The sequence below is a fragment of the Roseovarius sp. YIN77 genome (genome assembly GCF_057219155.1).
Window position 1 is genome coordinate 16,029 of record NZ_JBXVVI010000005.1, and the last position, 13,143, is coordinate 29,171.

At 55.8% G+C, this 13,143-nt stretch carries 13 protein-coding genes; 8 read left to right on the forward strand and 5 right to left on the reverse strand.

The window, feature by feature from the left end; all coding sequences use genetic code 11:
• Positions 1-164 precede the first annotated feature (164 nt).
• The 5 genes from AC2D8P_RS06990 to AC2D8P_RS07010 form a co-directional block, all read right to left on the reverse strand.
• On the reverse strand, positions 165-935 hold the full coding sequence (locus AC2D8P_RS06990; protein WP_484701554.1) for an SDR family oxidoreductase: 771 nt from the start codon (positions 933-935) through the stop codon (positions 165-167).
• Positions 936-945: 10 nt separating this feature from the next.
• Positions 946-1,905, reverse strand: a complete 960-nt coding sequence (locus AC2D8P_RS06995) for a calcium/sodium antiporter (RefSeq protein ID WP_484701555.1) — start codon at positions 1,903-1,905, stop codon at positions 946-948.
• Between the two features lie 172 nt (positions 1,906-2,077).
• Positions 2,078-2,875, reverse strand: a complete 798-nt coding sequence (locus AC2D8P_RS07000; protein ID WP_484701556.1) for a S49 family peptidase — start codon at positions 2,873-2,875, stop codon at positions 2,078-2,080.
• Positions 2,876-2,961: 86 nt separating this feature from the next.
• On the reverse strand, positions 2,962-3,567 hold the full coding sequence (locus tag AC2D8P_RS07005) for a nucleotidyltransferase family protein (RefSeq protein WP_484701557.1): 606 nt from the start codon (positions 3,565-3,567) through the stop codon (positions 2,962-2,964).
• Positions 3,564-4,469: a GlxA family transcriptional regulator gene (locus tag AC2D8P_RS07010; RefSeq protein WP_484701558.1), complete on the reverse strand. Its 906-nt coding sequence runs from the start codon at positions 4,467-4,469 to the stop codon at positions 3,564-3,566. The genes AC2D8P_RS07005 and AC2D8P_RS07010 overlap by 4 nt, the downstream gene beginning before the upstream one ends.
• Positions 4,470-4,594: 125 nt before the next feature.
• Here AC2D8P_RS07010 and AC2D8P_RS07015 point away from each other — a divergent pair, with 125 nt between their 5' ends.
• The 8 genes from AC2D8P_RS07015 to AC2D8P_RS07050 all read left to right on the forward strand — a co-directional run bounded on the left by AC2D8P_RS07015 (position 4,595) and on the right by AC2D8P_RS07050 (position 13,143).
• Complete coding sequence (locus AC2D8P_RS07015) at positions 4,595-5,758, forward strand: acyl-CoA dehydrogenase family protein (protein WP_484701559.1); 1,164 nt, start codon at positions 4,595-4,597, stop codon at positions 5,756-5,758.
• Between the two features lie 3 nt (positions 5,759-5,761).
• On the forward strand, positions 5,762-7,795 hold the full coding sequence (locus AC2D8P_RS07020; RefSeq protein WP_484701560.1) for an acetate--CoA ligase family protein: 2,034 nt from the start codon (positions 5,762-5,764) through the stop codon (positions 7,793-7,795).
• Position 7,796: 1 nt separating this feature from the next.
• Positions 7,797-8,582, forward strand: a complete 786-nt coding sequence (locus tag AC2D8P_RS07025; RefSeq protein ID WP_484701561.1) for a carnitinyl-CoA dehydratase — start codon at positions 7,797-7,799, stop codon at positions 8,580-8,582.
• Between the two features lie 113 nt (positions 8,583-8,695).
• Positions 8,696-9,118, forward strand: a complete 423-nt coding sequence (arsC, locus tag AC2D8P_RS07030; RefSeq protein WP_484701562.1) for an arsenate reductase (glutaredoxin) — start codon at positions 8,696-8,698, stop codon at positions 9,116-9,118.
• Between the two features lie 123 nt (positions 9,119-9,241).
• Entirely contained in the window at positions 9,242-9,952 is a 711-nt protein-coding gene (locus AC2D8P_RS07035) for a GntR family transcriptional regulator (protein ID WP_484701563.1), read from the forward strand.
• A 7-nt stretch (positions 9,953-9,959) separates the two neighbouring features.
• Positions 9,960-10,877 (forward strand): dihydrodipicolinate synthase family protein, encoded by a 918-nt coding sequence (locus tag AC2D8P_RS07040; RefSeq protein ID WP_484701564.1) that lies wholly within the window; start codon positions 9,960-9,962, stop codon positions 10,875-10,877.
• Between the two features lie 5 nt (positions 10,878-10,882).
• The gene (locus AC2D8P_RS07045; protein ID WP_484701565.1) at positions 10,883-12,382 is read left to right on the forward strand and encodes an aldehyde dehydrogenase; all 1,500 of its coding nucleotides are present in this window, start codon (positions 10,883-10,885) and stop codon (positions 12,380-12,382) included.
• On the forward strand, positions 12,382-13,143 hold the full coding sequence (locus AC2D8P_RS07050; protein ID WP_484701566.1) for an NAD(P)-binding domain-containing protein: 762 nt from the start codon (positions 12,382-12,384) through the stop codon (positions 13,141-13,143). The genes AC2D8P_RS07045 and AC2D8P_RS07050 overlap by 1 nt, the downstream gene beginning before the upstream one ends.

Consider the following 13,143-nt stretch of genomic DNA (forward strand, 5'->3'; position numbering starts at 1 on the left):
AAAAATAGGCACAATTGTAACCATTTGAAAACAAATGGTAAAAAAATGCCATATTGGCAAACGACTGATTTTATTGAAGAAATGGTAACAGGAATGTGACGGTGGTGTGAGCCGTGCAAAACTCAACCAATGAGTATGCATTCCGGTACTTGGCGATTTGAACATCAAAATGTCGGACAATTGAAGGTCAGGTGCTGCCCTCCGTCCGGGCAGATCAGTTGACCGGTCACAGTTGGCGCATTCAGAAAATAATCGAGAGCAGCGCATATATCCTCTGGCGAGGCGCCTCGGCGCAAAATCGTGCTGGCTCGTTCTTGGGTAAACTGCGCTGTTGATTGATGGGCCCCTTGCAATGTGGGCCCTGGTCCGATTCCGTTAACGCGAATGGATGGCGACAAGGCTTGCGCAGCTGTTCGTGTCAGTGCCCATAGCCCCATTTTGGCGATGGTATAACTCATGAACATTTCGGTCGGATTATGAACCCGTTGATCCAGCATATTGATGACCAGAGCCTGTGCATGTGGCTCCCCATGCACGTCATAGTTCAAAGATGGGGCCTGTTTGGCAAAGTTCTGGATCAGAACGAACGGCGCGCGCAGGTTTGATTCAATATGCCGGTCCCAACTTTCACGGGTCGCGGTTTCAAGGCGGTCATCTTCGAATATGGACGCATTGTTAATCAGGCAATCTAGTGGCCCACCCAAAGCCTCACTCGCAATGGTCACAAGAGGCTGAGTTTCACTTTCATTCAAAAGATCGGCCTGAATTGCGACGGCCTGTGTTCCCACGCCTTCAATCTCGCGAACAAGCGAGGCGGCGTCATGTTCAGAACTGGAATAGTGGATCGCAACATCATAGCCACGTTTTGAAAGATGCACTGCCATGGCCCGGCCAAGCCGGCGAGCAGCGCCGGTGACCAAAGCCCGTTTGCGCATGAATGCCCCGCTAGTTCAAAACTGCCAGGATGTAGACCGCATAAAGAGCAGACAGAACCACACCCCATCGCTTGGTGAGGTTCCAGCCCTTGAATACAAATGGTGCCAGCAATAGCGATGCACCCAGCATAACCCACAGATCAAAGACCAGAAACTCAGGATCAACGGGAATATCACCGACAATGCTTGCGATTCCGATAATGGCCAACAGATTGAACATGTTCGACCCAATAACGTTGCCCAACGCCACATCCGCCTGTCTGCGCATGGCCGCCATGACAGTGGTCGCCAATTCGGGAAGTGATGTCCCAATTGCCACCAATGTGAGGCCGATCACCGTTTCACTCACACCAAAGGTGCGGGCCACATTCACAGCTCCATCAACCAAAAGATCGGCACCCAATGGCAGGCCGATCAGGCCCAACGTCAGAAAGATCCCGATCTTGATCCAGCTCATACTTGGATCGGCGCCTTCGACCTCTTCAGAGTCGACATCAGGTCCACAGGGTTTGGCCCCATTGCGATGGACAAAGGCAGCGCGAACCTGATCTGTCAGCAATAGGAAAAGAACACTGAGCAGTATGAGCCCGTGAATCCAGGTCAACGGACCCAATGCACACAAGCCGATAAACAGAACGCTTGCCATAATCATAAAGATATAGGTTTTGCGGGTATCGCATTCGGACGATCGCAAGCCAGAGATGATCGCGGGAATGCCCAGCACCATCAAAATATTGGCCGTATTGGAGCCAACCACATTCCCAAGCGCAATTCCAGGCGCATGTTCGTGTACTGCCTGTATGGCGATCAAAAGTTCTGGCGCAGATGTCCCAAACGCCACGATCGTCAGGCTGACGATCAATGCCGGAATACCTAGACGCAGGGATAAATTGACGGCGCCCCGCACCAGCACATCACCGGCTAGAAGTAAGATTAGCAACCCAAGCCCGACAAACAGCCAATCGATCATTGCATTAGCCCTTGTCGCTTTGACACGTGCAGGGCCCACGGCCCAGCTTGTATCGACCGCAGCTTTTGCATTTGCGGTTTTCTAGTTGCGTTTGGCCTGGAAAGCGAAAGCGGCCGAACATAGCCAAGACCGCCATGCCAATCAGAAATACTGTGACCGCTTTAATGATCATCTAAAGGCCAAAGCGTGCGTATTCCGCACGCTCCTCTACCTCAGTCATTGCATCTGAAAACATTTGCGACCCAAATCGCGACAACAGACCTTTTTTGGGGCCAAAATGCCGAAACCGAACGTTGTCCCCCCAGATATCCTGCATCTTGGGTACAAGATTTCCAACACCATCTGCCAGACCTTGGTCAACAGATTGCTGCCCAATCCACACATCCCCGGTGAAAAGATCGGCATCGTTTTTCAGATGATCCCCACGGCGAGCTGTGACGTGCTCTTTGAAGTTCACGTGAATCTGCTCTAGCATGTGATTTAATCTGGCGACATCTTCTGGGTTTTCCGGACGGAACGGATCGAGCATGGATTTCGATTTTCCGGCGGTGTGAACGCGGCGGGATATTCCGTGACGAGTGATAAACTCATCCAGGCCAAAACCGGATGAAATCACCCCAATGGATCCTACGACTGAACTGTGATCAACCCAGATTTCGTCAGCGGCACAAGCCAACCAATATCCGCCCGATGCCGCGACATCCTCGACAAACGCATAAACCTTAATCTGGTGTTTTTGCGCCAGACGGCGAATGCGGGCCCCGATCAACGACGATTGTACAGGTGATCCACCGGGTGAATTGATCTCCAGAACCACCGCACTTGGATCACCCTTTTTGAATGCGCGGTCGATCAGTGGGGCCAGTTTTGCGTCATTCAATGCCCCGCGATTGCCCGCGGCGATGACCCCCGCAAGACGGATCACATTGACCAAAGGGCGGGTTTTTTTAAATGGGATGCGCATCTTCATGAAGTGCCATGTAGAATGTGGCTCACCGTGGAACAAGGGCTAGTATCAAATGAATGGCAACTATGGTCTGCCCGAGATCCGGAAAATTAGGACTTGTTGCGCCGAAACCATGCTTCCCAATCCTCTGGTGTGTCCAGATCGGTCAGGGCGACCTGACCGGGCAACTCCACATATTCGATCTGATCAGACAACTGCACTAGCAAATCACGTGCGCCCTTATCGCCTTCCAATGTTTGAAGCGCTTCAAAGTATTTGCGCGGAAACAAAACCGGGTTTCCCGCGGTCTCATTTTCGGTTGTTGCCCTGATGATCTCCTCGCTGCGCTGCCATTCGGCAATCAGTAGGTTGAGGTGCTCGGGCGCAATATCAGGCATGTCTGCAGGAAGCATGATGGCCGCTTTGGTATTTTTTGGTAGACTCTCGATGCCGCAAGTTACGGATGCCGAAAGCCCTTTGTCGCTGTTTTGGTTAAGGACGCTAACGATCGGCAGATCAGAAAGCGCCTTAATGCGTGCGGTGTTGTTGCTTGGCAAAACGACGTGAACCCCTAGGGCGGCACTGGCCAGTGCGCGCTCGACACAGCGCCGCAACAAGGGCTGTCCATCCACAGTCTGCACCAACTTGTCGGCCCCCCTCATGCGACGAGAGGCCCCGGCAGCCAAGACAATGATGTATACGCCATTGCCCGTCACTTTCGGACATCCCGTGGCGTGACGCCAAATTCACTGCGAAAGGCCCGTGTCATGGCGCTGGCATCCTTGTATCCACAGCGCAGCGCAATCTCGGCGATTTGATAGGTTGATGATTCTACATATCTGCGGGCGGCACTCAGGCGAAGCCGTCGATAGACGGCACGGGGGGACGTCGCCAGTTCCTGTTGAAACCGGTTTTCCAGATCACGCAGAGAACAGTTCAATCTTTTGGCCAATGACGAAATGGGCAGCGGTTCCTCTATGCTGCTTTGCATCACGGATACGGCTTCGTTCACCAATCGTGATCGGGACCTGATGGGCGAAGCTGCGTTCCCGGGGGCGGTGCCGTCCATCAGGAAAAAGGCCGAAACTTCAAGGCGCATGACCTCTCCGAACCGATCACCGATCAGTTTGGATATCAAGTCGAACGTGGTCATCGCACCGCCGCAAGTGATACGATTTCCCGAAATCACGTACTTCTTTCTCTGCACCTCGACATCGGGGAAGGTTTCAGAGAAGGCCTCGATCGCATCCCAATGAATGGTGGCCGGATGACCGTTCAACAGCCCGGCTGCCGCCATCAGCCAGCTTCCGGTATCGAGTCCGGCAACGATTTTGAACCGCGCCGCCGCAGACCGCAGGGCGCTTAGGCAGATCGGCGTGGCATAGTCTTTCTGATCATAGCTGGGCATCACGAACACAAGCTCACCTGGATCAGCGCGGGACAATGCACAATCCGGCAGAATGGGCAGGCCGCTGGAGGATTCAACTTTCTTTCCGTCCAGCGTGACAAACTGCCAATCATAGGATTTTTGCCCGGTCAGAGAGTTCACGGCACGCATTGGTTCAACAAGATTGGCCAGGCAATGGTTAGAGAAGCGATTAAACAGAAGAACCGCCACTTTCTGGGTGCCTGGGGAGTGCTTTTTGAACGAAATGTGCATGAATATTTGCATAACCTGCATATTGTGGCTCTGCAATATCTGATAGCGATCCCCCAAACCCATGTCCTTCGGAGGAGAGTGAGATGCAGTTTGGGATGACCGAAGAACAAGAGATGATTGTCTCGACCGTTCGCAGTTTTGTTGAGAATGAACTTTACCCGCATGAGCTTGAAGTTGAGCGATCTGGCCATCTGTCGATGGATGTCGTCAAAGAAATTCAGGCCAAAGCGATAGAGGCGGGTCTTTATGCGGCCAATATGCCCGAAGAGGTCGGTGGTGCCGGGCTCGATACGCTGACCTGGCTGATGTATGAAAAAGAACTGGGCCGGGCCAACTATGCCTTGCACTGGACAGGCGTGGCCCGCCCATCAAACATCCTGTTGGCCGGGACGGATGAGCAACGGGAAAAATATCTGTTCCCCTGTATCCGCGGCGAAAAGTGGGACAGCCTTGCCATGACCGAGCCGGGGGCGGGATCTGACCTTCGTGGTATGTCTGCGACAGCGCGCCAAGACGGGGATGATTTTATCCTGAACGGCACCAAACACTTTATCAGCCATATCGATATTGCTGATTTCTCCATCGTCTTCATGGCGACCGGGGAAGAGGAAACGCCGCGTGGCAAAAAGAAACTGATCACAGCGTTTTTTGTGGACAAGGGCACGCCGGGGTTCACTGTGCGCGACGGCTATCGCAATGTCAGCCACCGTGGTTATTCCAACGGTGTGTTGGAGTTTGATGACTGCCGCTTGCCTAAATCTGCAATTCTGGGCGAGGTTCACAAGGGTTTCCATGTTGCCAATGAATGGCTCGGGGCAACCCGCCTGCAAGTCGCTGCCACCTGTTTGGGTCGCGCCGAACGCGCGTTGCAGCATGCTGTGGAATATGCCGCAGAGCGCAAACAGTTCGGTCAGCAGATTTCCAAATTTCAGGGCATCTCGTTCAAACTGGCCGATATGGCGACAGAGCTGAAGGCCGCAAATCTTTTGACATGGGAAGCAGGCTGGAAGTTTGATCAGGGCACGGTCACAGAAACCGACATGTCCATGGCCAAACTGAAAGCTACGGAAATGCTGGCCATGGTCGCAGATGAAGCGATACAGATTCACGGCGGAATGGGCCTGATGGATGAGCTGCCTCTGGAACGGATCTGGCGCGATGCGCGGGTTGAGCGTATCTGGGAAGGTACATCAGAGATTCAGCGGCACATCATCAGCCGCGAAATGTTGCGTCCGCTGGGAGGATAACACGTGTCAGGTTTGGACAAACTCTTGCGTCCAAAATCCATCGCGCTTGTTGGCGGTGGTGAATGGGGCAGAAACATTATCAAAAACAGCCGCAGCATCGGTTTTGAGGGCGAGATCTGGCCGGTTCATCCCAAACGGGACGAGTTTGAGGGGGAAAAGACCTATAAAAGCACCGCCGATTTGCCGGGCGTGCCCGATGCCGCCTATATCGCCGTAAACCGCCATCTAACGATTGAGGCTGTGGGTGAAATGGCAGAGCTGGGGGCAGGCGGCGTCGTTTGTCTTGCCAGCGGATTTCGCGAAGCACAGGCCGAGGACGCCTCTGGCGCCAGCCTTCAGGAACAGCTGCTTGAGGCTGCGGGCGATATGACCCTGGTCGGCCCCAACTGCTATGGTTTCGTGAACTATCTGGACGGTGCAGCCCTGTGGCCGGATCAGCATGGTGGCGCACATGTGGACAGCGGCGTTGGGATTATCAGTCAGTCCTCAAATATTGCGATGAACATCTCGATGCAGCGCCGTGGGGTGCCGATTGCCTATTTGTCCGCAGCAGGCAATCAGGCGCAAACCGGCTTGCCGCAGATTGGTGCAGCGATGTTGGCCGATCCGCGGGTTACGGCGTTGGGCCTACATATTGAGGGTATCGGTGATATCCGTGGATATGAAGAATTGGCTGCAACAGCGCGCGCGCTGGGCAAACCGATCATTGCGCTGAAAGTCGGTAAATCTGAACATGCGCAAGCAGCTACGATTTCTCACACCGCCTCTTTGGCCGGGAGCGATGCCGGATCGCGTGCGTTTCTTTCGCGATTGGGAATTGCGCAGGTCGACTCGATCCCGGATTTTCTGGAAACGCTGAAGCTTTTGCATGTCACAGGGCCGCTGAAATCCAACAAAATTGCCTCGATGTCCTGCTCCGGTGGAGAGGCCAGTTTGATTGCGGATTCGGCAGTGGGCATGCAGATTGAGTTTCCCCCGCTGTCAGATCGGCAGCACACGGACCTGCGTGCCGCGCTTGGGCCAATGGTGGCGCTGAACAATCCGCTGGATTATCATACGTATATCTGGCGTGATGCGAATGCCCTGGGTAACACGTTTACCGCGATGATGGATCCGGATCTGGCCCTTGGCGTGATTATCCTAGACTACCCGAGAGAGGACCGTTGTACGCCCAAAGATTGGTATGATGTCACAACCGGCGCGCTGCGTGCGCGCAAGGATAAATCCACCCCGATGGCGCTGATTGCGACAATACATGAAAACATGCCTGAGCATGAATGCCACAGGTTGCTGGCAGCGGATATTGCACCGATGTGCGGGCTGGATGAGGCGCTGAAGGCGATTGAGATTGCCGCTTGGCTGGGGCAGTCAAAGGTGCCGGCAGAGCCGGTTCTGTTGCCCCAGGAAGTTTCCAGTTCATGTACCCTGACCGAAGCAAACTCCAAGGCGGCGCTATCTGCGCATGGCGTGCGGGTACCGCAATCAGCAGAGGCTGAAAGCGTTGCCGAGGCTGCGCTTGCTGCGACACAAATCGGGTTTCCGGTGGTTCTGAAGGGCCGGGGCATTGCCCACAAGACTGAGGCAGGGGCAGTGGCGTTGAATCTGACCAGCGCCGAAGCGGTGCAAAGCGCAGCGGAGGCGATGCCGACAGACAGCTTCCTGATCGAAGAAATGATCAACGGAACGGTGGCCGAACTGTTGGTTGGGGTGGTTCTGGATCCGGCCCATGGATATGTTCTGACGCTGGCTGCTGGCGGAGTTTTGACCGAGCTTTTGGAAGATCGCGCCTCTGTTCTGATCCCGACATCGCGTGACACGGTTGATGACACTTTAAACAAGTTGAAAATCAACAAGGTTCTGAACGGATACCGGGGGGCTGCTGCGGCAAACCGGGGTGCCATTCTGGATGCAGTCATGGCCTTGCAGGACTATGTGATTGCGCGGCAAGGACAGCTGGAAGAGGTTGAAATCAATCCGCTTTTATGCGGAACCAACGGTGCAGTGGCGGCTGACGCGCTGATCGTGACAGGAGAGTAATATGACCGATACACCGATTAAAACACGCCGCGAAGGTGCCATTCTTGAGGTCACGTTGGATCGCCCAAAGGCCAACGCGATTGATCTGGAAACCAGCCGGATCATGGGCGAAACTTTTCGCGAATTTCGCGATGACGACAGCCTGCGCGTGGCGATCCTACGGGCTGAGGGCGACAAGTTTTTCTGCCCCGGCTGGGACTTGAAGGCAGCTGCCGATGGCGACGCCGTTGATGGTGACTACGGTGTTGGCGGCTTTGGCGGTATCCAGGAATTGCCGCGCCTGAACAAGCCGGTGATTGCTGCCGTAAACGGGATTTGCTGTGGTGGTGGCTTTGAACTGGCCATTTCTTGCGATCTAATCATGGCGTCGGAAAATGCCTCTTTTGCCCTGCCGGAAATTCGGTCGGGGACGGTTGCGGATGCGGCGAGTGTGAAACTGCCGAAGCGTATTCCCTATCACGTGGCGATGGATCTTTTGTTAACGGGCCGTTGGTTCGATGTGGAAGAGGCGCATCGCTGGGGCATTGTTAAGGAAATCACCACGCAGGAGGATCTGCTGAACAAGACCTGGGACCTGGCGCGTTTGCTGGAGAGCGGCCCGCCGCTGGTCTATGCCGCGATCAAAGAGATCGTGCGCGAGGCTGAGGATATGAAATTCCAGGATGCGATGAACAAGATCACCCGCAGTCAGTTTGGCACGGTCGAGAGGCTTTATACCAGTGAGGATCAGCTGGAGGGCGCGCGCGCTTTTGCTGAGAAACGTGATCCGGTCTGGAAGGGGCGCTAAGCTCTCACTGCCCTGACCCAACCTGACAAAGCGCCCATCAATTTGATGGGCGTTTTTTGTTTTCCTGTTACAAACCCCTTGTATTTCAAGCCGAAACGCCATGAGGGGACCCTATGCCGATCGTCATTCATCACAATCCTGACTGCGGAACCTCGCGCAATGTTCTGGAGATTATTCGCGCTTCGGGCACGGAGCCAACCATTATTGAATACCTGAAAACCGGTTGGACCCGGCCGCAATTGCAAGCGTTGTTTGCGGCTGCTGAGCTGACACCACGCACCGCTCTTCGCACCACCAAATCCCCGGCGGAGGAGATGGGATTGCTGGACCCGTCTGTTAGCGATGAAACCCTGTTGGAGGCGATGCTGGAACATCCCGTGTTGGTCAATCGCCCGATTGTTTGTTCCCCCAAAGGGGTGCGCCTGTGCCGCCCCTCAGAGGTGGTTCTGGACCTGTTGGACAGGCTGCCACCCGGGCCGATTGTTAAGGAAGATGGTCAGATTATTGTCGATCAGAACGGGCGCCGACCCGGTTGATATCCCTGAAATTCGGCTGTCTGCAGAACGTCGGTATTTTGTCGGTATTGCGACGGCATTGATTGTATACATTTCGTATACACATATGATACAAGGCCATGGAATCACCTTGGCCATGCGATTATGAAATCTGAAACTCAGAACCCCAAAGACACGCTTTATGAATATTTGAAGCAATCCATCCTGACCCTGCGCCTGCGCCCGGGGCAGGATCTGGATGAGGCCAGCCTGAGCGACGAGTTCGGGCTGTCGCGCACGCCCCTGCGCGAAGTGCTGCGCCGTCTGGCTGGGGAAGGGTATGTTGACCTGCGGGAAAACCGGGGTGCGCGGGTTTCAGAAATGACCCACACGACATTGCGGGAGTTTTTCCTGGCTGCCCCGATGATCTATGGCGCGATCCTGCGACTGGCTGCCCAAAACGCCCGGCCCGACCAGATCACGGCATTGAAAGAGGCGCAGGAGCTGTTCAAGGGAACGCTTCACCGGGGCGGCGGGGCAGATCGGGCGCTGGCCAATAACCTGTTTCATGAAATCACTGGCGACATGGCCGCCAACACCTATCTGCTGCCCAGTTTCCGGCGGCTGTTGATTGATCACGCGCGGATTTCGATGACATTTTATGCGCCGCGCGACGAAGAGATGGCGCAGAATGTTTCAACCGCAGCCCGTCATCACGATGAAATCATCGCCGCCATTGAGGCCGGTGATGAACAGGCCGCCGGGAGGTTGGCCATTGATCATTGGAACCTGTCGCGCGACCGGATCGAACTTTTTGTAATGCCTGCGGGCCTGGATATCCCAATGGGGAATCCGGCCCGCAAAACCCCAGCATGAGGATCAAATGACACCGATATTCAAGTTTGAAGGGATCTATACGCCTGTCGTGACCCCGTTCAATGAAGACCTGAGCGTCAACTGGGATGGGCTGGCCGATGTGATCGAAAGCCTGATTGCCGCTGGCGTGCATGGGCTGATTTCCGGCGGGTCGACCGGGGAAAACTATGCCCAGAGCGTGACAGAGCGGATTGAGGTGGCGAAGTTTACCAAGGATCGGATCAAGGGTCGGGTGCCTTTGGTGGTGGGAACCGGTGCGATGATGACGCCGGATTCGATCGCGTTGGCCATTGGTGCAAGAGAGATCGGGGCCGATGCGTTACTGCTTGCCAGCCCGTCTTATTCAGTGCCGACAGACCGGGAAAACGCACTGAATGCTCTGGCGATTGATAAGGCGGCAGATCTGCCGATCATGCTTTATAACTATCCGCATCGTACCGGGACCATGATGGGCGAGGAGTTCCTGGATCGCGTTGGTCGCAGCCGCAATTTCTGCGGGATCAAGGAAAGCTCTGGTGACATCAACCGGGTGCATCTGCTGGCACGGGATTATCCGCATATCGCGCTGGGCTGCGGGATGGATGATCAGGCGCTGGAGTTTTTCGCCTGGGGGGCGCCGTTTTGGGTCTGTGGTGGATCGAATTTCCTGCCGGATGAACATCTTGCGCTTTACAACGCTTGCATGGTCGAGGGTGATTTCACCAAGGGGCGGCGGATCATGTCGGCCTTGCTGCCCCTGATGCGGGTGTTGGAACAGGGTGGTAAGTTCATTCAGACGATTAAATACGGCGTCGATCTGAACGGGATCAACACCGGCCCGATGCGCCCGCCATTGCGCGCGTTGAACAAGGACGACAAGCGCGCGCTGGAACAGGTGGTGCGTGTGTTGAAAAAGACAATCGCTGACATTCAGGCAGAGGGGTGAGGAACATGGACCTGCTGACACAAGACGAATACAAGGCCATCGCTGCTGATCTGGCGTTTCCGACCTCTGCCTTTGTTGATGGGGGCTATCGCCCGGCGGCTTCGGGCAAGACCTTTGCCACCGTAAACCCGGCCACGGGTGAAAAGCTGGCCGATATCGCCGCCTGCGGGGTTGAGGATGTGGATTTTGCCGTGACAAAGGCGCGGGAGGCGTTCGATGATGGGCGTTGGAGCCGCCTGCACCCGTCAGAGCGCAAGGGTGTTCTGATCCGATTTGCGAAACTGTTGACCCGGAACGCCCGCGAATTGGCGGTGATGGAGGCTGTCAATAGCGGCAAGCCGATCTATGATTGCGAAACCGTGGACATCCCGGAAACCATTCACTGCATCAAGTGGCATGCCGAGGCGATTGATAAGATTTATGATCAGGTCAGCCCGGCCTCGGACGATCACATCGCCATGGTGGTGCGCGAACCAATCGGGGTTGTGGGCCTGGTGTTGCCGTGGAATTTCCCGTTGTTGATGCTGGCGTGGAAAATCGGCCCGGCGCTGGCGGCGGGCTGCTCAGTCGTGGTGAAACCAGCCGAGGAGACCAGCCTGACCGCGCTGCGGGTTGCCGAATTGGCGTCAGAGGCGGGTCTGCCTAAGGGGGTTCTGAATATCGTGCCCGGCGGCGGGGCTGAGGTGGGCGAGCCCATCGGGCGGCATATGGATATCGACATGGTGTCGTTTACGGGGTCCACCGTGACCGGCAAACGCTTTCTGACCTATGCGGCGGAATCGAATGCCAAAGAGGTCGTGCTGGAAATGGGTGGCAAGAACCCCTGCGTGGTGATGGATGACGCGGAAAATCTGGATGTCGTGGCCCAACACGTGGTCAACGGTGCTTTCTGGAACATGGGGGAGAACTGTTCGGCCGCTTCCCGTCTGATCGTGCATCGGGATGTGAAAGACGCGCTTTTGGCGCGGATCAAGGAACATGCCAAACATTGGGTGGTCGGTGATCCGCTGGACCCGGAGGTGCGGATCGGCGCGTTGGTGTCAGAGGCTCATTTCGGCAAAGTCTGTTCCTATCTGGATCAGGGCGGCGACGTGATCTTTGGTGGCAAGACCCATCACGGTACCCATGTCGAGCCCACGGTTTTTTCAATCCCTGGCAATGATCACAAACTGGCGCGGGAGGAGATTTTTGGCCCGGTTCTGTCGGTGATCGAGGTGTCGGGTTTTGACGAGGCGATCGCGATTGCCAATGACACGGATTACGGTCTGGCCGCGTCAATCTTTACCGCCAATGTCAAACGCGCCATTCGTGGGGCGCGGGCCATTCGGGCCGGAACAGTGACCGTGAACAGCTTTGGCGAGGGGGATATCACAACGCCCTTTGGCGGCTATAAACAATCCGGGTTCGGCGGGCGCGACAATTCTATTCATGCCCATGACCAGTACACCCAGTTGAAAACAATCTGGATCGATCTGGCCGATGATGCGGATGAGGCTGTGGACTGATGGCACGGGTCGGGTTCATCGGAACCGGGCATATTGCGGCACCGATGGCGCGCTATCTGGCCCGTGCCGGCCACGCGGTTTTGGTGTCGGAACGAAACGCCGATGTTGCGGCGGGGCTGGCCGCAGGGTTTGAGGCGATTACCGTCGCCCCGAACCAATCTGTCATTGATGGATCAGAGATCGTTTTTTTATGTGTGCGACCCCAGCATGCCGAGGCGGCGATCAACGGGTTGCACTTTCGGGCCTATCAACAGGTTGTGTCGGTCATGGCCGGGGTGACAGAAGCTCAGCTGCGTGCCTGGTGTGCGCCTGCCACCGATATCTCGATCACCATTCCGCTGGGCTATGTTGAGGCCGGGGGCTGCCCGCTGGCGGTTTATCCGCATGGGGGGACGCTGGAGCCATTGTTTGGGGCGGATAACCCGGTGATCCCTGTGGCGTCAGAGGCGGCGCTGAACAGCCATTTTGCCATCTGCGCGCTGGTGCCGGGCATTTTGGCGATGCTGGAAACCGGGGCGGATTGGCTGGCCCAAAAAACCGGGGATGCGGGTGGAGCGGAGCTTTACACCACGCAATTGCTGGCCGGGTTTCTGGCAACAATGGACAAGACCGCTGGAAGTCTGCGCGCGGAGAAAGAGGCGCTCGCGACGGAGGCATCGCTAAGCCTGATGATGGTTGAGGGCCTATCTGATGGTGGCGCAATGCGCGCTGTACGCGCCGTGATGGATGCCATTGAGTGCAAGTTGAACAAGCCGGACTGA